Genomic DNA, 22,226 nt, shown 5'->3' with positions numbered 1-22,226 from the left:
TTAGCCGGGCACGGAGCGCGGAGCAAGTCGCCGGCGCCGTTCGACTTGGCGTGATATCGCAAACACGGCTAGAGGTAGTGCAAAGCGAGGCGAATGCGGCTCGCAGGGCACCGTTCGGGGAGGGATGGATGTCGCAGGAAAGCCTGATCGTTCTGGCCACACTGATTGCCTACAAGCTCGTACTTGTCGGCGTCGGTGTCTGGGCGTCGTCCCGAAACACGACCGAGAGCGATTTTTTCATTGCCGGGCAGGGGCTGGGTCCCTGGGTGGCTGGCCTGTCCTACGCCGCATCGACCTCCTCGGCCTGGGTGTTGCTGGGCTTTTCCGGCTTCGTCTATCTCAACGGCTTGTCGGCCCTGTGGATGGTGCCGGGAATCTGGGCCGGCTATGTCGCCATCTGGCTGTGGTTCGGCCGGCGCCTGCGCGAGGAGACCGCGCGGGAAGGGCATGTGACGACGGCGGATTTCCTGTCCGGGGGGCAATCCGTCGGCGGCAAGCGACTGATTGGTGCCGTCGCGGCGGCGATGATCCTGTTCTGTTTCATCTTCTATATCGCGGCGCAGTTCGGTGCTGCCGCCCAGGCCTTCGAGACACAATTTGCCCTGCCGCAAATGGAGTCCGTCCTGGTCGGCGCCGGCATCGTTTTGCTCTACTCCCTGCTTGGTGGATTCTGGGCGGTCAGCGTGACCGATATGCTGCAGGGCGCGTTAATGCTGGTGGTCGCGATTCTTCTGCCCATCGCCGCGCTCATGGCGGCGGGTGGACCATCCGAAGTCCTGGCCACGCTCGCAGCCAATGAGAGTTCCGCTTTTCTCAGCTTCGGCGGGGACATGCCGGTCATGCTGCTGGCCGGTTTCGTGATCGGTGTCTGGGGTGTCGGTCTGGGCGCGCTGGGTCAGCCGCAATTGATCACGCGTTTGATGGCGGTGAAGGATGAGGCAGCCCGAATGCGCGGCTTCCAGATCGCGATTGTCTGGGCGGTTCTCGTTTTTGCCGGCATGACCATTCTCGGCCTCTCCGGCCGCGCCCTGGTTGGCGCCGGATCCAATGGTGAAGCGCTCTTCTACCAGGTCGCGCGTGACTACCTGCCGCCGATCATCGGCGGGCTGGTGATCGCGGCGGTGTTGTCTGCGGTGATGTCGACGGTGGACTCCATCCTCCTGGTAGCCGCCGCGGCGGTCAGCCGGGATCTGGGCGTGTCGCGGCGTTTTGCCGGACGGGAAGTCCTGGTCTCGCGTGTGGTCATGGTGGCAATCGCGCTGATTGCTGTCTGGATGACGCTGGCCCTGCCATCCACGATTTTTGCGCGCGTCCTGTTCGCCTGGGCGGCGCTCGGTGCGGCCTTCGGTCCGGTCATCGTGATGCGGGTGGTCGGCGTGCAATCGGGCCATTTGGCGGTGCTCGCGGCGATGATTGTCGGCTTCGGTCTCACCGTCTTCTTCAATGCGATGGGTGCCCTCGACCCGGCCAGCTTGCGAGGCCCGGCGGCGATGGCAACGCAATGGGCGCAATTGCCCGGTGATCCGTTCGAGCGAGTCTTCCCGTGGATGCCGGCGCTGCTGATCCTGTGGTTCGGGCGGATGCGGGTGCGTGCGTGATGCCACCCTGCGACACCTCGCGCCTTGACCTGCGCGCCATCCCGTAACAAGTCGGCGGCATGATTGCAGAACTCGGGCAGTTTGCCCTCATCTTGGCCTTCGTGGTCGCGCTCTTCCAGTCGGTGGCCATTTTTGCCGGGCTGCGGACCGGCGACGCCGTTGTGCACGGCTTTGCACGCACCGGGGCGATCGCGCAGTTTGTTCTGGTATTGGCGGCGTTTGCCTGCCTGACCGTGCTGTTCGCGCAATCGGACTTCACCGCGCTCGTGGTTGCCGAGAACTCCCATACCGACAAACCCTTCCTCTACAAGCTGACCGGGGTGTGGGGGAATCACGAAGGCTCGATGCTGCTCTGGGCGCTGATCCTGACCGCCTATACCGCGGCGCTGGCCTGGTCGGCCAAGCCGGTCGAGGCGCGTCTGATCTCGCTGACCTTTGCGGTCCAGTCGCTGATCACCGCCGCCTTCACGGCCTTCCTGCTTTTCACCTCCAACCCCTTCGCCCGTCTGTGGCCCGGGCCGGAGAATGGCCAGGATCTCAATCCGCTACTCCAGGACCCCGGTCTCGCCTCGCACCCGCCCATGCTCTATGCGGGCTATGTCGGCTTTTCCATCACATTCGCCTTTGCTGTTGCGGCCCTGATCGAGGGGCGTGTCGATGCCCGCTGGGCCCGCATTGTGCGCCCCTGGGCGCTGGCGGCCTGGACCTTTCTCACCATCGGTATCGCTCTGGGCGCCAGCTGGGCCTATTACGAGCTGGGCTGGGGTGGCTGGTGGGCCTGGGACCCGGTCGAGAATGCCTCGCTCATGCCGTGGCTGGCCGGAACGGCCTTCATCCATTCCCTGCGGGTGATGGAAAAGCGCGACACGTTGAAGGCCTGGACGATCCTCCTCGCCCTGTTGACCTTCGCGCTGTCCATGGTCGGAACCTTCCTGGTGCGCTCGGGCGTGTTGACCTCGGTGCACGCCTTTGCCGTCGATCCCGAGCGCGGCGTGTTCATCCTGGCCATCCTGGTCGCGCTGATCGGTGGTTCTTTGCTGATCTACGGCCTGCGGGCCAATCTGCTCAAACCGACCGGCCTGTTTTCGGAGATCAGTCGCGAGAGCACGTTGCTGGTCAATAATCTGGTTCTGGCCGCGTCGTGTGCGCTGGTCTTTTTCGGCACCTTCTATCCGCTCTTCATCACCACGGTGAGTGATGAGACCGTGACGGTCGGTGCGCCCTTCTACAACAGTACCTTCAACCCCATGGTCGGGGCCTTGCTCATCCTCGTACCGATCTCCGGCATGCTGGCCTGGAAGCGCGGCAAGTTGATGCCCGTCCTCAAGGATCTGGCGCCGGCCGGGATGGCCGCGCTGGCCGGCGCGATTGCCGCCTTCTGGATCGCCGATCGCGGTCTGGTCGCGGGCGCGCTGGGTACCGCACTGGCAATCTGGATCGCGCTCGGCGTGCTGACCGACCTCGCCAAGCGCTTCAAACTTGGAGAGATCGCCTTTTCTGCCTCTCTCGCCCGAGCGGCGAGACTGCCGCTGGGTATATGGGGCATGGCGGTCGCCCATTTCGGGGTTGCCATCGTGGTTTTCGCCATTACCGGTGTGAGCGCCTGGAAGCAGGAGGCGAGTGCCTTCCTGATGCCGGGTCAGCATCTCGATATCCGCGAGCTTGCGATCACGCTGGACGATGTGCAGCAATATGAAGGCTCGAACTATGTCGCGGAGCGGGGCGAGTTCACGGTTCGGCGCGGGCAGCGCGTGGTGGCCAACATGACCGCCGAGCGACGTCTCTATCCGGTGCGCGGCATGTCGACGACCGAGTCCGCCATTCATGCCCGGGCCAGCGGCGATGTCTATGTCACCATCGGGCAGCCCAGCCCGGAGCATGGCTGGCCGGTGCATGTCTATCTCTACCCGTTTGCCGTCTGGCTGTGGATCGGATCGGCGGTGCTCGGCCTGGGCGGGTTGTTGTCGCTCTCGGACCGGGGACGCCGTGCCCTGGCCGCGAAGCCGAAAGCCAGGGCCGCCAATCCGGAGCCAGCGGAATGAATCGCGTCTTTCTCTTTCTGCCCCTGGCAATTTTCATCGTGATGGGCGTTTATTTTGCGTTGGGCCTTCGCGAAGACCCGTCTTCGATCCCAAGTCGGATGATTGACAGGCCATTGCCAGTCTTCGACTTGCCAGGCATTGCCGAGGGCGAGCCGGGCTTTTCGAATGCCGATCTGGACGGGCAGGTGGCCTTGGTCAATGTCTTTGGCAGCTGGTGTCCGCCGTGCGAGATCGAGCATCCGATGCTGATGCAGATCAGTCGGTCCGGGCGCGTTCCGATCTTTGGTGTGGACTGGCGGGACGAGCCGGGTGCCGGGGCGGCCTGGCTGGCGCGCAATGGCAATCCCTACCAGCGCGTCGGGGATGATCCCGAAGGCGATCTGGCTTTCGAACTGGGCATTACCGGTGCACCGGAAACCTTTCTCATTGATCGTCAGGGCCGGGTCCGTTTTCACCATGTCGGCGTGATTGACGAGACTGTCTGGCGCGACACGCTTTTGCCCATGATTGAGGCGCTGGAAGTCGAATGAGGCCCGATCTGCTGATACTGACCATTTTTCTGGTCGTGCTGACTTATTCCCCGGTCGCCCTGGCCTCGCCGCCGCCGGACGAGCAGATGGTGGATCCCGGTATGGAAATCCGGGCCCGCGAACTGTATCGCGACTTGCGGTGCGTGGTCTGCCAGAGTCAGAGCATTGATGAGAGCAATGCGGCACTTGCGGCGGACATGCGGGACAAGGTGCGCCAGCGACTTCTGGCTGGTGACAGCAATGCCGAGGTTCTGGCCTGGGTTCGTGAGCGTTATGGCGATTATGTCTTGATGACCCCGCCATTGCAGGCCAACACCCTGTTCCTGTGGCTCCTGCCTTTTATCGCACTGATTGGCGGGGGTGCCGTGCTGGTCAGTTTCGTGCGCCGGCAAGCCAGGCAGGCCGGGATCAGGATGGATGGCGAAGACGAGGCCGAATTGGCACGCTTGCGAGATGAGGAAGGGCAGTCATGATCTGGTTCCTGGTGGCCGCGATCGCCAGCATCGTCGTGCTTGTCCTTGTCCTGCCGGTTCTGCGTGGTGGGTCGCAACGAATATCTGACGGCCAGGACGTGTTTGCCGGTCAGCTGGCCGAACTCGCGCGGGATCGCGAACTCGGCTTCATCGATGCCGAGGCCGCCCGGCAGGCCGAGCTGGATATTCGCCGTCGGATGAGTCAGGTCGCCTCAACCAGTGAGTCCGAAGAGGGGGCCGCCTCTACCCGTTTGCGACAGGGCCTGATCGCCGGATCAGGCGTGGCGGCGATTGCGGCAGTGGCACTTTACATGACGCTGGGAAGCCCTTTCCTTGTCGGCATGGAGCCGGCCCGGGCGCCGGAGCTTCCCGAAGAGGCTCAGGCGATCATGACCGAGCTGGCCAATCTGCGCGCCAGCCTCGAGGAAAATCCGAACAATCCGCAGGGTTGGGCCGTACTCGGTCAGGCCAATATGCAGATCGGTCGCTACTCTATTGCCGCCGACGCCTTCGAGAATGCGATCGATTGGGAGACGGGGTCCGCCTTTCTGTTTTCCTCACTCGGTCAGGCCCGCCTGTTCGAGGCGGGTGGGGACATGACGCCGGCCGCCCGTGAGGCGTTTGCCCGGGCGCTTGATGTTGATCCGGACGATGTCCGGGCGCGCTTCTTCATGGCGGAGGCGCGTTATCAGGATGGCGAGGAAACAGAAGCGCTGGCGGCCTGGCAGGACATTCTTGACAGCGCGGAACCGGATGCTGCCTATCGCGGCATGATCGAAGCCCGTCTGAACGCCGCGCGTGAGGCGGCGCAAACGGATAGCGGCACACCTTGAGGCATGCCGCTTGATTAACCCTGTCAGGCCTCAGGAGGCCGGAATTTCGCGGTTGTCCATGTCCGGAACAGCGGCTTCATTGCGAGCCCAGGACACAAAGACATCGAGCTGACGCTCCGCCTCTTCATAAACATGGTCCGGAATCTGCGTGCGTTCCGCGACAGCACTGCCCACGCTCGGCAGGAAGTTTGCGACAACAAGCGCAGCGGTCGCTGCACTCCCCAGAATGATCGCTCTCGTTCTCATCAACAGCTCCCCAGCGATGAATCGAATAGCCAGTATCGTTACGAAAGCGTAAGAAACGCCGTGCGTCCATCCCGAGAAACGATAAACATTCTGTTTTTGGCTGACTTGGCGGGCTTTCTTGCTCCCTGAGGTTGCTTGTCCCCTGCGGGTCCTGCCTTTAACCTTGCGCGATAGGGCGAGGTGAGACCGATTGGCTTGATTGGGGAGTCGGTCGGTGTTTGAGACTAAATGGACCAGCCGATCAGTGAAGGCCGCGCAGCGCATGATGCGTACGCGCAGGAAACCCTTTTGAAACTGGTGAAATCCAGTTCTGAGGGTAAGGGTGATCATGAGACGCGCATTGACGCGCTTTTGCAGGTCGTAGCCGATTATTTTCAGCTACCGCTTGCCATCATCTCGCGGATCGATGGTGAGCGCTATGATGTCGAATTCGTGCGAGACGAGAGCGGCGAAATCGGGGTCGGTCAGACCTTCGAACTGCCGCAGACCTATTGCGAACGGGTGATTGCGCTTGCGCGGCCGCTCTATGTGCACCTGGCTGCAGACAGCATTTTTGCCAATCACCCCTGCTATCGCGAACTGTCGCTGGAAACCTATTTGGGCGTTCGCCTCTTTGTTGATGGTGAGGTATACGGCACGCTGAACCTGACGGCGCCTGAGCGGCGTGATCGCCCGTTCTCGACCGCCGAAATCACTGTCTTCGAGACGGCAGGAGCCCTGATCAGCCACCACCTCGCCCTGCGGGAAGCCGACTGGCGCCTGTCGCTTGCCGTGACGGGGTCGGCCGTGGGTTTGTGGTTGTGGGACGTCCGAACCGACGTCTTGGTGTGGTCCCCCCGTTTTCTCGAGCTGGTCGGCATCACGGACTCGGACTTCAAGCCGACATTCGATGATTTTGTTGATCGCGTTCATCCGGACGATCAGGACGCAGTATTGCGTGCCGTCAATGCACATCTGGCCCAGAAAACACCCTTCGATATCGAATACCGCCTGCGGCATGAAAGCGGCCATTATTTTTGGGTACGCGCACGCGGCCAGGCGGAGTGGAGCATCAACGGTCCTGCCGTTCGCATGGCCGGCTCCATCGATGACATCACCGAGCGCAAGAATGCAGAAATGAGGGCTAGCGACCGCCTTCGCATGATGGAAATGGCCGGTGAGGCCGCAGAGGTCGGTTATGTTGACATCGATCCGACGGCCCGGCGCGGTATGGCGAGCGACGAGGTTTTTACAATCCTCGGCCTTGACCGGACCGCGTTCGAGCTCTCACTCGAGGGTCTGCTCGCTCGCGTCCATCCGGAAGACCAAGCTGAGGCGCGGCGGCTGGTCCGTCAGGCGCTGAGCTCCGGGCGCCTGACGTCGCAAGTGCTGCGTTTCGTCCGGGCGAATGACGGGGCGGAACGCGTCATTCAGCTCTGGGTGCAGGCGCTCCAGGCCGCGCGGTGTGAGACGTCGCGCTTCTTCGGTGTCATCCAGGACGTCACGGTCCAGCGTGCCAATGAGCAAAGGCTGCGCCAGCAGACGGCCGAGCTGAAGCGATCGAATACGGAGCTCGAGCATTTCGCCTCGGTCGCGTCGCATGATCTGCAAGAACCGCTGCGCAAGGTTTCCGCTTTCGGCGAGCTCGTGCTGAGAGATTATGGCGATGCCCTGGATGCCCGTGGCAGCGGCATGGTCAACACCATGGTGGACGCCGCTCAGCGCATGCAGCGGTTGATCCGCGACCTGCTGCAATACTCGCGCTCCTCACATGTACCACTGAAGCTCGAAAAATTGGCCCTTGACGATTTGATGGGTGAGGTTTGCGAGGATCTCGAGCTCGCGGTCCACGATTGTCACGGACACATCCAGTGGTCCGATGATGTGGACGTGGTCGGCGACCGGATCCTGCTGCGCCAGCTTTTTGTCAACCTGGTGGGCAATGCGCTGAAATACCGAGCGGAAGGTCGCCCGCCACGCGTGGTCATACGGGTGGAGGAGGCCGGGGGGGATTGCTGCATCAGCGTGAGTGATAACGAGATTGGTTTCGACTCCAAGCATGCCGAACGGATCTTCGAAGTCTTCCGCCGCCTCCATGGCCGGGGCGACTATCCCGGCAGCGGTGTCGGGCTCGCCCTGTGTCAGCGGATTGTTGAGCGCCATGGCGGCGCGATTCGCGCTGAGGGACGCCCGGGAGAGGGCGCGTGTTTTACAATTTCCTTACCGAAGGAGCCGGTTGATCGCTATTCGCTTATGACTGGCGATAGCGACCCGAGCTGATCCATACATAGAATGTTTGACGATCGGGGCAGGGCAGCTGAAACTCGGTGCCAGTTCCGTACCGGTTCTTTTGTTCTTATTGCGAGTGGCCTTTCATGACCCTTGAATCCCGCATTCTTGCGCGCTCCGAAGCAATCCTGAAATCCTGGCGAACGCTGAATTGGGCGAGCGCCTTTTCTGCCATCATTTACCCGGCCCTTGGCGTGGCCCTGATCACCACGATGATTATCCTCGGCCTGGCTCTCAACGGCCTTACCCTGCGCTGGTGGTATGCCCCGCTTTGCCTGGGCGTGACCGCGCTGACCATCTTCCTGTGCAATATGGGGATCGGCCCGCTGCACCGGATCTGGCAGCACCGCGCCGGCGAGATCAAATGGCCGGGCCAGGTCATCATCATGATCAATTGCATCCTGGCCATGCAGGGCACGTTAAAGGATTGGGTGAACTACCACTCCCAGCATCATCGTTTCGCCGACAAGCCGGGTGATCCGCACAATCCGTTCGAGTCCAAGGTCTGGGCCTGGGTTGGCTGGATCCTGTGGCGCGACGAGAAAGACCTCGCCCGGCCGATGCCGTTATGGCTGAAGGAAAACCCGGTCGTGCGCTTTGCCGACCAGTTCCACATCACGCTCTCCCTTGTGATGCATCTGGTGATTCCGGCTGTGATTTACCTGGCCGTGGCGCTGAGCGGTGGATCGTTGATCCTGACCGCGCTGATCCATGCCAGCGTGATCATTGGCCGTGGCCTGCAATTCCATGCCACGACACTCGGCGTGAATGTGTTCGGTCATATGAAAACGCCGAAATGGTTCGACTATCTGCTCGCGCTCCTGACCGGAGGCGAGGCGCTTCATGACCATCACCATGACTTCCCGCGTTCCGCTCTGCACTTGCCCAAGAAGGGGTTCTGGAACCGGGTCGTCGACTATAACGGCACTGCGCTTCTGGTGATGCGCCGTCTCGGCATTGCCAAGAATTTGGAGATCGCTCCGCAGTTTGCGGATTAGCCCGCAAACTACCGCACTGCACCTTCAAAGCCCCGGTCATCGACCGGGGCTTTTTCATACGTCCCTGTATGCGCGGATTTCACTGAAATCGCCGCTCTCAGCCATGGACCTGACCCCGGTTCGGCGCTAGCGTCTTCGCAAGTGCATCATACCGAATGCTCGATAATGTCGATAAAGGGGAGATCATGTCCGATCTGGAAAGCTTCCGCCACGAGGTCCGGGACTGGCTTGAGGCCAGTTGTCCCGAGGAAATGCGCCAGCCCATGGAGAGCGAGGCTGACGCGGTCTGGGGTGGCAAGAAAGGCCAGTACTCAAAACCGCAATTACTGTGGCTTGAGCGAATGGCGTCCAAGGGTTGGACCGTTCCGGAATGGCCAACCGAGTATGGCGGCGGTGGCCTGACCAAGGAGGAGGCCAAGGTGCTGCGCTCCGAAATGCAGCGCATCAAGGCGCGCTCGCCGCTGCAATCCTTCGGTATCTGGATGCTTGGACCAGCCCTGCTGAAATACGGGACGCACGAGCAGAAACTCGAGCACCTGCCCCCGATCGCCCGCGGTGAGATTCGCTGGGCGCAGGGCTATTCGGAACCCAATGCCGGGTCGGATCTGGCCGCGCTGATGACCAAGTGCGAGGACAAGGGTGATCACTATCTGATCAATGGCCAGAAGATCTGGACCTCCTATGCCGACCAGGCCGACTGGATTTTTGCGCTGGTGCGGACCGATTTCGAAGCCAAGAAACATGAAGGTATTTCCTTCATTCTGGTCGACATGGACCAGCCCGGCGTGACCACCAAGCCGATCAAGCTGATTTCCGGCAAGTCACCCTTCTGCGAGACCTTCTTCGACGATGCGAAGGCCGACAAGCGCCAGGTGGTCGGCGAGCTCAACAAGGGCTGGTCCGTCGCCAAATATCTGCTCACCCATGAGCGTGAGATGATTGGCGGCATGGGCTCCGGCGCCATGCGCCCGGCCGGTGATGTAGCGGTACAGATGCTGGGCAAGGATGAAAACGGTCGTCTCGCCGATCCTTTCCTGCGCACCGATGTCGTGCGGATGGAGATCGACGGTCTCGCCTTCATGTCGACCATGGAGCGCGTTGCCGACGAGGCGAAGGCGGGGCAGGGCACGGGAGCCAATTCCTCCGTGCTCAAATACTACGGCACCGAGCTCAACAAGCGCCGCCTGGAATTGATGATGGATTCGGCCGGCCAGGACGGACTGGAATGGGGCGCGGATGATGATGTGGCGGCCAGCTGGCTGCGCACCAAGGGCAATTCGATCGAGGGCGGGACGTCCGAGGTCCAGCTCAACATCATTTCCAAACGCATTCTCGAATTGCCGTCGGCCTAGACGCCGCACCACAGGGGAGAGACCATCATGGCCATGGTGCTCAATGAAGAAGCCGGCATGCTCAAGGATGCCGCCCGCGGATTTCTCGCGGACAGTGCGCCGGTCGCACAATTGCGCAAGCTGCGTGACACGGATTCCGCTGACGGGTTCGACCGCAAGACCTGGGCCGCGATGGCCGAGATGGGTTGGACCAGTGTGCTGGTGCCTGAAGACCAGGGCGGCGTCGAAATGGGTCATGTCGCCGCCGGCGTCATCGCCGAGGAAATGGGGCGCACGCTGACGGCCTCACCCTTCCTGTCGACGGCGATCATGGGCGCGACGGCGCTCACACGGTTTGGCTCGGACGGACAGAAGTCGGAATGGCTGCCAAGGATTGCCGCGGGCGAGGCCATCACCGCCATCGCTGTCGATGAAGGCCGCAAGCACAACCCGTCCAGCGTCGCCACAAAGGCCGAGCGTTCAGGGAACGGGTTCAAACTCTCCGGTCGCAAGAGCTTCGTGGTCGAAGGTCATGTCGCCGACATGATGATTGTCTCGGCGCGGACCGCCGGCAGCGAAGCCGAGGCCGAGGGTGTCTCGCTCTTCCTGGTGCCAATCGATGCAGCCGGATTGACCGTGGACCGGATCAAGACAGTCGATAGCCGCAATTTCGCGACTGTGACCCTTGATGGGGTCGAGGTGACCGCTGACGCGGTGCTCGGCGAGGTCGATGGCGGCCTTGCGGCGCTGGAAGCCGTGCTCGATGCCGGTCGTGCCGGCCTGTCGGCGGAAATGTCGGGCTCGGCCCAGCAATGCCTTGAGAGCACGGTTGGCTATATCAAGGAACGCAAGCAATTCGGCCAGATCATTGGCAGCTTCCAGGCGCTGCAGCACCGCGCCGCGCATCTCTATTCCGAGGTCGAGCTGGGCAAGTCGATCGTGCTGAAGGCGCTTCAGACCCTGGATGCCGCGCCGGATCACGCGGCGATGATGGTGTCGGCGGCCAAGTCAAAGCTTGGCCAGGTCGCGCAGCTGGCGGCCCAGGAGGGCGTGCAGATGCATGGCGGCATGGGGATGACGGACGAATTCGATATCGGCTTTTTCATGAAGCGGGTCCGGGTCGCGGAAGCGCTCTATGGCGATGCCAATTATCACGCCGAGAAATTCGCGCGTATGCGGAATTACTGATCAGCGACACCGATCCGGCGGAGGAGAAACGGATGGATTATCAAGGCAAGGTGGTCGCGATCACCGGCGGTGCGCGCGGAATTGGCCTCGCCATGGCGCGGGCCTTCCATGCGCAGGGCGCGAAGGTCGCGCTGGCTGATCTGACCGGGGCCGAAGAAGCTGCGGCAGAATTCGGCGGGATCGGCATGAGGGTCGACGTCACCAGGGAAGCGGAAATCGGCGCCTTCCTCGACAAGGCCGAAGTCGCGCTGGGTCCGGTCGATGTCTATGTCTCCAATGCCGGCATCCTGCGCACGGATGAACCGAGCTGGGATGCGGCCGGTGCCGACGACAAGGCCTGGCATGACAGTTTCGAGGTCAATGTGATGGGCGCGGTTCGCGGCGCCCGTCAGGTCTGGCCGCGCATGAAACCGCGCGGCGGCGGTGTCTTCGTGATCGTCGCCTCGGCTGCCGGATTGCTCGCCCAGATCGGAGCGTCCTCCTACACCGCATCCAAGCATGCCGCGGTGTCGTTCGCGGAAAGCATGGCCATCGCTCATGGCGATGAGGGCCTGCAGGTCGTGTGCGTATGCCCGCAAGCGGTCCGGACCGACATGCTGGGCGGGAGTGAGGATGGCGGTATTGCCGGCGCCGATGGTATCGTCGAACCCGCCGACGTCGCCGCGGAGACGCTCGCGGCGATTGCGGAGAAGCGCTTCCTGGCTTTGCCGCACGAAAATGTCCCGGCCTATGAGCAGGCGCGCGCCAATGAACGCGATCGCTGGCTCGGCGGGATGCGCAAATTTCGTCGCATGATGGTCGGTGCGCGCGGGCGCCCGGTTTGAAGCGGCAGTAAAGAACAGTCACAACGGTTAGAAGATCAAAGGGGAGAGACATGGATCTCGGTGTTTCAGAGCGCGTCAAGCCGCTCATCGAACAGGTTCGCGCCATGGTGCGCGATGTCGTCATGCCGGTGGAGGAAGAATACCACGCGGAGATCGGCAAGGCTGGTGATCGCTTCGCCTTCACCGACCGCCAGACCGAAATCCTGGAAAGCCTCAAGGCCGAGGCCCGCAAGCGCGGGCTGTGGAATTTCTGGCTCACCGGGTCCGATCGCGGCTATGGGCTGACCACCGTCGAATACGCTTTCCTCGCCGAGGAAATGGGCTGGTCCCAGCTGGCTGCGGAGACGTTCAATTGCTCCGCGCCGGATACGGGCAATATGGAAGTCATCGAACGCTACGGAAATGCCGAGCAGAAGAAGAAATATCTCGAGCCTCTGCTCGAGGGGAAGATGCGCTCGGCCTATCTGATGACCGAGCCGGATGTCGCCTCGTCGGACGCCACCAATATCGCTTTCTCCGCCGTCGAGGATGGTGATGAATGGGTGCTCAATGGGGAGAAATACTGGGCCTCCGGTGCCGGCGATCCGCGCTGTGCTGTCTACGTATTGATGACCAAGACCGAGGGTGATGATGCGCCGCGTCATGGTCGCCACTCGCAATTCCTCATCCCGTCGGACCTGCCGGGTATCGAGATTCTTCGGCCCATGACCGTGTTTGGCCATGATGACGCGCCGCACGGCCATATGCACATCCGCTTTACCGATGTGCGCGTGCCCAAGGATTGTCTTATCCTCGGCCGTGGTCGTGGTTTCGAGATTTCCCAGGGCCGTCTCGGGCCGGGCCGGATCCATCACTGCATGCGCGCTATCGGCCAGGCCGAGCGAGCGCTCGAGCTGATGTGTCGGCGCGCCGTGAGCCGGACCGCCTTCGGCAAGCCGCTGGCCAAGCTGGGCGCCAATTATGACATCATTGCCGAACGCCGAATGGCGATCGAACAGGCGCGTCTGCTCTGCCTCAAAGCGGCCTGGATGATGGACCAGGGCGATCCGCGCGCGGCCGCGCCCTGGATTTCGCAGATCAAGGTCGTCGCGCCGCGCGTAGCGCTGGAGACGGTTGATGAGGCCATGCAGATGCATGGCGGAACCGGCGTCTCCCAGGACACGCCACTGGCCGCCATGTGGACCGGACTGCGCACGCTGCGCTTCGCTGATGGTCCCGATGCCGTGCACCGTATGGTGATCGGTCGCAAGGAACTCAAGCCCTACGCCAATGAGGTCTGAGGATGGCCGAGCGTAAACCGGCCCCGCCGCGGGCCCTTCTCGAGCAGATTGCCCGTCAGGTCACCGAGGCGGAAGAGGTGCTCAATGTCGGCGAGACTGACGTGCTGGGCGTACGCCAGAAGGCCTATGTCAACGCGCCGGCCGATCTGCGCTTTCTTCTCCTCAAGGCGATGGAGCATGGTGACAAGACGGCGGTGGTGTTCGAGAGCCAGCGCTGGTCCTTTGCCGATCTGGCAGCCCGGTCTGTCGCGATCGCCAACACACTCATCGACCGTCATGGCGTCAAACCGGGCACGCGGGTGGCATTGGCCCTGCGCAATTGTCCGGAGTGGATGGCCTGTTTCCTCGGTGTCATTGCGGCCGGCGGGGTTATCGTCCCGCTCAATGGTTGGTGGACCAGCGAAGAGATGGCCTTCGGCCTGGAGGATTGCGGCGCCAAGATCGTGATCGCCGGGGCGCGCCAGATCGAACGCATCCGCCCGCATGCCGATCGGCTGGGCCTGACCCTGATCGCCGGTCGCGGCGAGATCGATGGGGTCGCGGACACGTTCGATCACATGGTCGCGGCCAGTGCCGGCAAGGCGCCGCCGGAACTTGTGATCGATACCGACAGCGACTTTGCGATCTTCTACACGTCCGGATCCACCGGGAAGCCGAAGGGCGCGGTCCTGACCCATCGCGGGGCGGTGACCACCATCCTCTCTTTCGCGCTGCTCGGTGCAGCGCTCAAACTGGCCAATGGCGATAATGAATTCGTCGATGGCGATCCGGGGGTTCTGGTCTGTCTGCCACTCTTCCACTGCACCGGGTCGCATGCCGTGTTCATGTTGTCCGTCTTCGCCGGGCGGAAGATGGCGCTGATGCGCAAATGGGATGCCGGCGATGCCGTCAATCTCATCCAGGCCGAGAAGCTGACCGACATGGTGGGCGTGCCGACCATGTCGCACGAGCTGACCCTGGAGGCCGAACGCCGCGGTGAGGTCCTTGAGACCTTGCAATCGATGGGCACGGGCGGCGCCAAGCGTCCCGAGGCCCATGTGGAGAAGATCAATGAAGTCTTCCCGCAGGCTTGGTCGTCCTCGGGCTATGGCCTGACCGAGACCAATGCCCTGGGCACCTATAACGGGCTGGGGGAATACCAGGCCAAGCCGGGCTCCTGCGGCGCGCCGCTGCCGGCTGTCACCTTCATCAAGACGGTCGATGCCGACGGCAATGAGACCTCGACCGGTGAGCCGGGCGAGGTGTGGATCCAGTCGCCCGGCGTTTTCCGCGGCTATCTCAACCAGCCCGAGGCGACCGCCGACGTCCTGACCAAGGATCGCTGGTTCAAGACCGGTGATGTCGGCATTATCGACGAGGATGGATTCCTCTTCATCGTTGACCGCATCAAGGACATGGTCCTGCGCGGCGGCGAGAATGTGAGTTGTCTGGAAGTCGAGGGCGCGCTGGCCCACCATCCGGATATTCTCGAGGCGGCGGTGATCGGCATTCCCGATGAACGCCTTGGCGAGCGTGTCGGTGCGGCCATTTTGCTGCGCGATGGGGCGAGCCTGTCCGACGATGATCTCAAGGCCTTCCTCAAGCCGCATCTGGCGCCATTCAAGATACCGGATCGCGTCTGGCGCATGGACGGTCCCCTGCCGCGTGGCGGGACCAGCAAGATCGACAAGCCGGGCCTTCGCAAGATGCTTTTGGAAGACGGGGAGACGGCCTGATGCCGATACTCAAGAAAGACGAACTCGCAGCGGCGGTCGGGACCGAGATCGGCGTGTCCGACTGGATCGAGATCAGCCAGGACCAGATCAACACCTTCGCCGATGTCACGGATGACCACCAATTCATCCATATCGATCCCGAGCGGGCGGCTAGAGAAACGCCCTTCGGCGGCACCATCGCGCACGGCTTTTTGACCCTGTCCATGCTGTCCTCGATGGCAGCGGGCACGACGATCGTGATCGATGGCATTGTCATGGGGATTAATTACGGCTTCGAGAAAGTCCGCTTTCTCACCCCGGTCCGGGCTGGCAAGCGCGTGCGCGGCCGCTTCTCGCTCGCCGATGCGGTCGAACGCAATCCGGGCCAGTGGATGCTCAAATATGATGTGACGGTCGAGATCGAGGGCGAGGACAAGCCCGCGCTGATGGCGCAATGGCTGACCCTCCAGATCCTCGGCTGACCGACCCGCCAATCAAACAAGGAATTGAGACGTCATGAGTGAACTTCGTTTCGACGGCCGCGTCGCCATCGTCACCGGCTCTGGCCAGGGGCTGGGCCGGACGCACGCCCTGGCGCTGGCATCACGCGGTGCCAAACTGGTCATTAATGATCTCGGCGGGTCGCTGGACGGCACCGGATCCGGTTCGGCTGCCGAGGATGTCGCGGCTGAAATCCGCGACGCCGGCGGCGAGGCGATTTCGCACCGCGCCAATGTCACCAAGGCCGATGAAGTGGCCGATATGGTCGAGCAGGCCAAGGCCAAATGGGGCCGGGTCGATATTCTGGTCAATAATGCCGGCATCCTGCGTGACAAGTCCTTCGCCAAGATGGAGCTGGATGATTTCCGGGCCGTCGTCGATGTCCATCTCAACGGCTCGGCCGTGTGCACCAAGGCGGTCTGGGACATCATGCGCGAGCAGGAATATGGCCGCATCGCCATGACCACCTCGTCCTCCGGCATGTATGGCAATTTCGGCCAGTCCAATTACGGCGCTGCCAAGTTTGGCGTGGTCGGGCTGATGAACACGCTCCACCTGGAAGGTGCCAAATACAATATTCGGGTCAACGCCCTGTCGCCGACCGCGGCAACGCGGATGACCGAAGGGCTTCTGCCGCCAGCCGCGCTCGATCTGATGACACCGGAATCGGTGTCCACAGGCCTTGTCTATCTCGTCAGCGAGGACGGACCGAGCCGTACCATCCTGTGTGCCGGCGCGGGTGGTTATGCGGTCACCAAGGTCCACGAGACGGATGGCATCTTCCTGCCTCCGGACGAGCAGACGCCAGAGAATGTCGCAGCACGTTTCACCGAGATCGCTGATGAGGCCGACCAGAAAGAACTCAAGGCCGGCGGCGAGCAGACCATCAAATTCCTGACCAAGGCGGCGGCGCATGCCGGTGTGAAACTGGGCTGACCCCCGCAAAAGGAGACGCCAAAATCATGAAAGCACTTATCTGCAAGGAATTTGGTCCCGAGGACCAGCTGGTTGTCGAGACAATCGACGCGCCGGCCATTCAACCCGGTCATGTCCGCATTGACGTAAAGGCGGGCGGACTGAACTTCCCCGACCTCCTGTGTGTGCGCGGGCAATACCAGTTCAAGCCGCCATTGCCCTTCGTGCCGGGCACGGAAGGCGCGGGTGTAGTGTCGGAGCTGGGTGAGGGTGTCGAGGGCATCGCGGTGGGCGACAAGGTGTTGTTCAACACGCCGGTCGGCGCCTTTGCCGAACAGGCCGTGGTGCCTGCGGCCTCGGTGACGCCGATCCCGGATGCCATGCCCTATGAGGCGGCGGCCGGTCTGACGATCGTCTATGGCACCTCCTATCACGCGCTCAAGCAGCGCGCCTTGCTCAAGCCGGGTGAAAGCCTGCTGGTGCTGGGTGCAGCCGGCGGTGTCGGCCTGGCCACGGTCGAGCTGGGCAAGGCGATGGGCGCGCGCGTGATCGCCGCAGCATCCAGCGACGAGAAGCTGGCGGTCTGCAAGCAACATGGCGCGGATGAGCTGATCAACTACTCGACCGAGGACCTCAAGGCCCGGATCAAGGAATTGACCGGCGGCAAGGGCGTCGACGTAATCTACGATCCGGTCGGCGGTGATTATGCCGAGACCGCCTTCCGCGGCATCGCCGCCGGTGGACGCCACCTGGTCATCGGTTTTGCCGCTGGCGACATTCCCAAACTCCCGCTCAACCTCCCGCTCCTGAAAATGGCGAGCGTGGTGGGCGTGTTCTGGGGCGCCTGGGCTGGCGCTGTTCCGGCCGAGCACAAGAAGAATATGTCGGAGCTCTTCGACATGTTCGAAGCCGGCAAGATCAAGCCGCATGTGGCCGGGACCTACCAGCTGGAAGACTTCCTGGAGGGTTTCAACGCCCTGTCTGGTCGCAAGGCGATCGGAAAAGTGATCCTGGTGCCGTAGGCGCCGTATATCACTTCAACATCAAGCGGCGCGGCGGAAATCTGTCGCGCCGCTTTTGGTTTGCGCCTTGCGAAGGGGGCTCGGCGCGAGCAAGGCTTGACCGCGCCGACAGTCGGACCATCATCAGACCCAGTTTGTACCCAATCCCGGGGGAGGGACCTATGAAACTCGTAATCGCAGCCGCCCTGTCAGCGCTGATCGCCGCACCGGCCTTGGCCCAGGAGCATGCGCCGCCGTCTGAAGTCCTGGCCGTCCATGACTACGTCGGCGCGGTGTCAGCCGACCGGATCGAGTCGGATATCCGCACCCTGGCCGATTTCGGTACCCGCCACACCCTGTCGGAAACCGAAAGCGATACACGCGGGATTGGCGCCGCCCGCCGCTGGATATTCGAGGAGTTTGAACGCATCTCGGCGGATTGCGGTGGTTGCCTCGAGGTCATGTATATCTCCGACACGATTTCCGGGACGGAGCGCATTCCCGACCCGGTCGAAGTGGTTTCCGTGATCGCCATCCAGCGGGGTCGTATTGACCCCGGCCGCTATGTGATGATGTCCGGTGATATCGACAGCCGCGTCACCGACGCGCTTGACGGAAGTTCCGACAGTCCCGGTGCCAATGACAATGCCTCCGGCATGGCCGGCGTGATCGAGGCCGCGCGTGTCCTGAGCCAGCATGAGTTCGACGGGTCCATCATCTATGCTGGCCTGTCCGGCGAGGAGCAGGGCCTGTTTGGTGGGCAGATCGTGGCGGCGCACGCCATCGAAAATGGCTGGCGGATCAAGGGCGTGCTCAATAATGACATGATCGGCAATATCGCCGGCATCAATGGCGTCATCAACAACACCACGGCCCGAGTTTTTTCCGAAGGCACGCGTGCGGTCGAGACTGAGCAAGAGGCCATAAACCGTCGTTTCCGCGGTGGCGAGGTCGATAGCGCATCGCGCAATCTGGCCCGCTTTGTCGATCGCACGGCCGATCAGTACATCCCCAATCTCGATGTGATGATGGTCTACCGGCTCGACCGTTTCCGCCGTGGCGGCCATCACCGGCCCTTCAATGCGGTGGGCTATCCCGGCGTCCGGATCATGGAGACCAATGAGCATTATGACCGCCAGCATCAGGATTTGCGCACCGAAGACGGTCGACCCTATGGCGATACGATTGAGGGCGTCGACTTTGACCATGCGGCCCGTCTGACCGCGCTCAATGTCGCGGTTCTCGCCCAGATGGCTGGTGCTCCGCCTTTCCCGTCCAATGTCACCATCGAGGGGGCCGTTCAGCCGTCGACCACGCTGAGCTGGAACATGGCCGAGGGTGAGGCTGCGGCGAATCTCTCCGGTTACCGGATCTACTGGCGCCTGACCGATCAGCCGCAATGGCAGTGGAGCCGCTTTGTCGGTCGCACCGACAGCCACACGCTGGAGAATGTCGTGATCGACAATTATTTCTTCGGCGTCTCGGCAGTTGCGCTGGATGGTTCCGAAACGCCGGTTGTCTTCCCGGGCGCGGCCGGCTCGTTCGGCAATTAGATCCGGTCATTCATCCCAGCTGTGGCGTGCACCGATGGTGCACGTCGCGGCGCCGGGGCATGCTCTGTCGCGTCTGACAGAACTGGATGCTGACCATGATCACAGGTCTTCTCGCCGCCGGCGTGCTGGCGCTCGCCCCTGGCGCAACCTCCAACGCAAGGGAAGCGCCACCGGAGCAAGCCGAGACGGCCATGCCAGATCTGGCAGCTCATGTCGCACCCGAGCTTGGGCATTTTGCCGTCACGAATTGGGTGCTGAGCGGTCCCGGAGAAATGGCGGTGCTTCACTTCACCGTCGAAACCGGGCGTGCCTTGGGCGGTGAGGGGGTGCGCACGATCTGGCGGGATGCGGCGGACGGCGCCTTTTTTGGCGAGCTGACCCGTGTGCTCGATTCTGATACAGGCGAGGTCGTGCAGCACTGGTATGCTGCGGCGCGAGGCGAATGGTCTGTGACCCGACAGACCGTCCGTTTTGAGCCGGACGGGCATGGGTCGGCGTTTTCCGGTGAGGATGGCTATGGCGCGTTCGATGCGCGGACGCGAACCACATACAATGCCGACGGCAGTTATGGCTGGACGATCGAGCGGCGCTATCCAGGCACGGACTGGTTCCTGATCGATCGCGGCGAAGCGGTTCCGCTTGCCGAGTGAGTGACGGGCAGGGCGGGCCTGCCCGTCAAGACAGGTCTGTCTAGTCGCGTGCGACGATGGTGTAGGTCACCATTTCCCCGGTGGCGGCATTCTCGCCTGTCCAGCTCGAACCGACTTCCTCCGCGTCACCGAGAGGCGCGCACCCGCCTTCGCCAGTGCTGCGCTCGACGCAAAGCTCATTGCCGTCAACCCACCAGGTTCCGGAGATCCCGATATTCGTGGTGTAGGTCCCGTCCGCTTCGAAATAGGTGATGTAGCTGCCCTGGGCCGTGGAGACTTGCAGTGCATTGGCGACAAGCGTGTCGACAGGCGAGGCCTGCAACGCGGTGGCGAGAAGAAGTGAACTGATCAGCATGATGGATTCCCCTGGTCGGTGCGTTTGATTGATTGCGGCAGGATCGCCGTTTCCAGCACTTGGTGTGACCATAGGCGGCAAATTCGCCTGTCTCAATACATGTGTCGAAGCGATTCCCCTGACAGGGGATGGCAGGCATTTGCGCGATCGCGCGGAATTGCAGGCAGGCGCCTGTGCTGCCCCGCGTGATTGTTGCCGGGTTCTATGGTCTGAGAATCGCGCGGGTCGATCCGGGCGGCGCGGACTTGCTATCCGGCTTCGCGGATCGAACGGCCGCGCGGATCGCGCCCGGCGATGTCGCGATGGGTGACTTCTTCGCCGCTCTGATTGGCCACGCTCATCGGTGCGAGCTGTTCGCCGGTCCGCGCATCATAGACTTCCAGAGGAAGCTCATCTTCGCCATAGACCCATTTGTCGCCCCATTGTTGCATCGCCATGAGGATGGGAAACAGGGCCTCACCGCGCTCGGTCAGCACGTATTCCTGGCGCTGACCACGAACGCCAACTTCTTCACGGATCATGATACCGTTCTGGACAAGCTTGTTGAGGCGGTCGGTAAGAATATTCTTGGCAATGCCGGTGCTCTCGTGGAAGTCACTGAAGCGGCGCGCGCCCTTCATGGCATCCCTGACGATGAGGAGTGTCCACCAATCACCCACCTGGTTCAAAGTCTGCGCGATGGCGCAGGACATTTCATCGAAACGTTTTCGACCCATTCCCGGTCCCCCAAACACCAGACCGCTGCCCGTGCGGCCCGCTTATACAAAATACCGGATCACCCGCAGCACCCGGACCGCAGCGGTCGGATATTGTGCGTTTAATCCCAACGCGCGAGAGTGTGAAACAACGTTCACGGCGCACGGAAGTGTCCGGTATCAGGATACAGGCTGAGATGAATTTGGCGACCCTTATGTTGACATTACAACTGGTTCACCGCGCGCCCACCAATTTTCCCGACTGATGTTCGATCGCCCAACTTACTGACAGGACAGGTTTTTATGGATGCTGCCGCGATCGACCAATTGCAGGTAATAGTTGATGACCAATCGCGGTTGGGGATCGCTGCAATTCTCTTTGTAATGATGTTCTCCGTCGCCCTGACCCTGCGGCTGACGGACTTCGCGCTGGTGCGACAACAACCGGTCCGGGTGCTGGGAGGCGTGCTGGCGCAGTTGATCGGCCTGCCTTTGCTCACCCTGGGGCTGATCCTGATGCTTTCGCCGCCCGCCAGTATCGCCTTGGGCATGTTGGTCGTGGCGAGCTGCCCGGGCGGAAACATCTCCAATCTGCTGACCCGCGCTGCTGGTGGGAATACTGCCTACTCAGTAACTTTAACGGCGATCTCGAGCGTCTCCGCAGCGGTCATGACGCCGGTTTCCATCCTGGTCTGGTCACGCCTCTATCCGCCGGTGGATGCGCTGGTCGAAGCGCTGCATGTCGACCCAATGCCCTTTTTCGTTCAAACGGCGCTTCTGTTGGCTGTACCGCTGGCGCTGGGTATGGCGCTCAATGCCTGGAAGCCGGTTCTGGCGGAGCGGATGGGCCGCGTGCTCGGCCCGTTGGGGCTGTCCTGCATCGCGTTGTTGGTCCTGGTTGGCATCGTTCAGAATTGGCCGATCTTTCTGGCCGCCGGGGCTGTCATCATTCCAATTGTCGTTCTGCACAACAGCGCCGCGTTCGCGCTTGGCTGGCTCGGCGGTCGCGCCATGGGCATGGAGGCTGCAAGGCGCCGTGCGCTGACTTTCGAGGTCGGGATTCAAAATGCCGGCCTCGGCCTGGTCATCCTGCTCAGCCAGTTCGACGGGGTCGGTGGCGCCGCAGCCATTATCGGAACCTGGAGTATCTGGCACCTGATAGGCGGCTCGCTGCTCGCGGGCTTGTTCCGCTGGTCCGATTCGCGGACACTCCGGGCAAACGCCAAAGAGCGCAAAACCTGACGGGAGGCA

At 62.3% G+C, this 22,226-nt stretch carries 21 protein-coding genes; 18 read left to right on the top strand and 3 right to left on the bottom strand.

Annotation, left to right across the window (positions count from 1 at the left end; genetic code table 11):
* The first annotated feature begins 128 nt into the window (after nucleotides 1-128).
* The 5 genes from Q0X62_RS06530 to ccmI are packed head-to-tail and all read left to right on the top strand — an operon-like array spanning nucleotide 129 to nucleotide 5,476.
* Nucleotides 129-1,598 (top strand): sodium/proline symporter, encoded by a 1,470-nt coding sequence (locus tag Q0X62_RS06530; protein ID WP_297732973.1) that lies wholly within the window; start codon nucleotides 129-131, stop codon nucleotides 1,596-1,598.
* Between the two features lie 59 nt (nucleotides 1,599-1,657).
* On the top strand, nucleotides 1,658-3,640 hold the full coding sequence (locus tag Q0X62_RS06525; protein WP_297732971.1) for a heme lyase CcmF/NrfE family subunit: 1,983 nt from the start codon (nucleotides 1,658-1,660) through the stop codon (nucleotides 3,638-3,640).
* Nucleotides 3,637-4,170, top strand: coding sequence for a DsbE family thiol:disulfide interchange protein (locus Q0X62_RS06520; protein WP_297732968.1), 534 nt, complete (start codon nucleotides 3,637-3,639; stop codon nucleotides 4,168-4,170). Before Q0X62_RS06525 ends, Q0X62_RS06520 begins: the two co-directional genes overlap by 4 nt.
* A complete protein-coding gene (locus Q0X62_RS06515) occupies nucleotides 4,167-4,643 on the top strand; it encodes a cytochrome c-type biogenesis protein (protein ID WP_297732965.1) in 477 nt (158 codons plus the stop codon). The genes Q0X62_RS06520 and Q0X62_RS06515 overlap by 4 nt, the downstream gene beginning before the upstream one ends.
* The gene (gene ccmI, locus Q0X62_RS06510; protein WP_297732962.1) at nucleotides 4,640-5,476 is read left to right on the top strand and encodes a c-type cytochrome biogenesis protein CcmI; all 837 of its coding nucleotides are present in this window, start codon (nucleotides 4,640-4,642) and stop codon (nucleotides 5,474-5,476) included. Before Q0X62_RS06515 ends, ccmI begins: the two co-directional genes overlap by 4 nt.
* Nucleotides 5,477-5,506: 30 nt before the next feature.
* Here the strand turns inward: ccmI and Q0X62_RS06505 are convergent, their stop codons facing one another.
* Nucleotides 5,507-5,722: a hypothetical protein gene (locus Q0X62_RS06505; RefSeq protein ID WP_297732959.1), complete on the bottom strand. Its 216-nt coding sequence runs from the start codon at nucleotides 5,720-5,722 to the stop codon at nucleotides 5,507-5,509.
* Between the two features lie 228 nt (nucleotides 5,723-5,950).
* On the opposite strand from Q0X62_RS06505, the gene Q0X62_RS06500 reads away from it, so the two are divergent.
* From Q0X62_RS06500 to Q0X62_RS06445, 12 genes are all read left to right on the top strand, one after another.
* A complete protein-coding gene (locus Q0X62_RS06500) occupies nucleotides 5,951-7,981 on the top strand; it encodes a PAS domain-containing protein (protein WP_297732956.1) in 2,031 nt (676 codons plus the stop codon).
* Nucleotides 7,982-8,076: 95 nt separating this feature from the next.
* Nucleotides 8,077-8,988: an acyl-CoA desaturase gene (locus Q0X62_RS06495; protein WP_297732954.1), complete on the top strand. Its 912-nt coding sequence runs from the start codon at nucleotides 8,077-8,079 to the stop codon at nucleotides 8,986-8,988.
* A gap of 185 nt (nucleotides 8,989-9,173) precedes the next feature.
* Nucleotides 9,174-10,340, top strand: a complete 1,167-nt coding sequence (locus Q0X62_RS06490; RefSeq protein ID WP_297732951.1) for an acyl-CoA dehydrogenase family protein — start codon at nucleotides 9,174-9,176, stop codon at nucleotides 10,338-10,340.
* Between the two features lie 27 nt (nucleotides 10,341-10,367).
* Nucleotides 10,368-11,507, top strand: coding sequence for an acyl-CoA dehydrogenase (locus Q0X62_RS06485; RefSeq protein WP_297732948.1), 1,140 nt, complete (start codon nucleotides 10,368-10,370; stop codon nucleotides 11,505-11,507).
* A gap of 32 nt (nucleotides 11,508-11,539) precedes the next feature.
* Nucleotides 11,540-12,331, top strand: a complete 792-nt coding sequence (locus tag Q0X62_RS06480) for an SDR family NAD(P)-dependent oxidoreductase (protein ID WP_297732945.1) — start codon at nucleotides 11,540-11,542, stop codon at nucleotides 12,329-12,331.
* Between the two features lie 50 nt (nucleotides 12,332-12,381).
* Nucleotides 12,382-13,611: an acyl-CoA dehydrogenase family protein gene (locus tag Q0X62_RS06475; protein ID WP_297732942.1), complete on the top strand. Its 1,230-nt coding sequence runs from the start codon at nucleotides 12,382-12,384 to the stop codon at nucleotides 13,609-13,611.
* A gap of 2 nt (nucleotides 13,612-13,613) precedes the next feature.
* The gene (locus Q0X62_RS06470; protein ID WP_297732940.1) at nucleotides 13,614-15,326 is read left to right on the top strand and encodes a class I adenylate-forming enzyme family protein; all 1,713 of its coding nucleotides are present in this window, start codon (nucleotides 13,614-13,616) and stop codon (nucleotides 15,324-15,326) included.
* Nucleotides 15,326-15,787 (top strand): MaoC family dehydratase, encoded by a 462-nt coding sequence (locus Q0X62_RS06465; RefSeq protein WP_297732937.1) that lies wholly within the window; start codon nucleotides 15,326-15,328, stop codon nucleotides 15,785-15,787. Before Q0X62_RS06470 ends, Q0X62_RS06465 begins: the two co-directional genes overlap by 1 nt.
* A gap of 34 nt (nucleotides 15,788-15,821) precedes the next feature.
* On the top strand, nucleotides 15,822-16,742 hold the full coding sequence (locus tag Q0X62_RS06460) for an SDR family NAD(P)-dependent oxidoreductase (RefSeq protein ID WP_297732934.1): 921 nt from the start codon (nucleotides 15,822-15,824) through the stop codon (nucleotides 16,740-16,742).
* Nucleotides 16,743-16,768: 26 nt separating this feature from the next.
* On the top strand, nucleotides 16,769-17,743 hold the full coding sequence (locus Q0X62_RS06455; RefSeq protein ID WP_297732930.1) for an NADPH:quinone oxidoreductase family protein: 975 nt from the start codon (nucleotides 16,769-16,771) through the stop codon (nucleotides 17,741-17,743).
* 161 nt (nucleotides 17,744-17,904) lie between these two features.
* Nucleotides 17,905-19,275: a M28 family metallopeptidase gene (locus Q0X62_RS06450; RefSeq protein ID WP_297732927.1), complete on the top strand. Its 1,371-nt coding sequence runs from the start codon at nucleotides 17,905-17,907 to the stop codon at nucleotides 19,273-19,275.
* A 95-nt stretch (nucleotides 19,276-19,370) separates the two neighbouring features.
* Entirely contained in the window at nucleotides 19,371-19,925 is a 555-nt protein-coding gene (locus Q0X62_RS06445; RefSeq protein ID WP_297732924.1) for a hypothetical protein, read from the top strand.
* 40 nt (nucleotides 19,926-19,965) lie between these two features.
* Here Q0X62_RS06445 and Q0X62_RS06440 read toward each other — a convergent pair whose 3' ends face one another.
* Nucleotides 19,966-20,280, bottom strand: coding sequence for a hypothetical protein (locus tag Q0X62_RS06440; protein WP_297732921.1), 315 nt, complete (start codon nucleotides 20,278-20,280; stop codon nucleotides 19,966-19,968).
* A gap of 248 nt (nucleotides 20,281-20,528) precedes the next feature.
* Nucleotides 20,529-20,996, bottom strand: coding sequence for a helix-turn-helix domain-containing protein (locus Q0X62_RS06435; protein ID WP_297732918.1), 468 nt, complete (start codon nucleotides 20,994-20,996; stop codon nucleotides 20,529-20,531).
* Nucleotides 20,997-21,278: 282 nt separating this feature from the next.
* On the opposite strand from Q0X62_RS06435, the gene Q0X62_RS06430 reads away from it, so the two are divergent.
* On the top strand, nucleotides 21,279-22,217 hold the full coding sequence (locus Q0X62_RS06430; protein WP_297732916.1) for a bile acid:sodium symporter: 939 nt from the start codon (nucleotides 21,279-21,281) through the stop codon (nucleotides 22,215-22,217).
* Nucleotides 22,218-22,226: the final 9 nt, after the last annotated feature.

This window comes from uncultured Maricaulis sp. (assembly GCF_947259345.1).
Classification (GTDB): Bacteria; Pseudomonadota; Alphaproteobacteria; order Caulobacterales; family Maricaulaceae; genus Maricaulis.
Note: the sequence above shows the minus strand (reverse complement) of the source record. Positions and strands in the feature narration are given on the sequence as shown.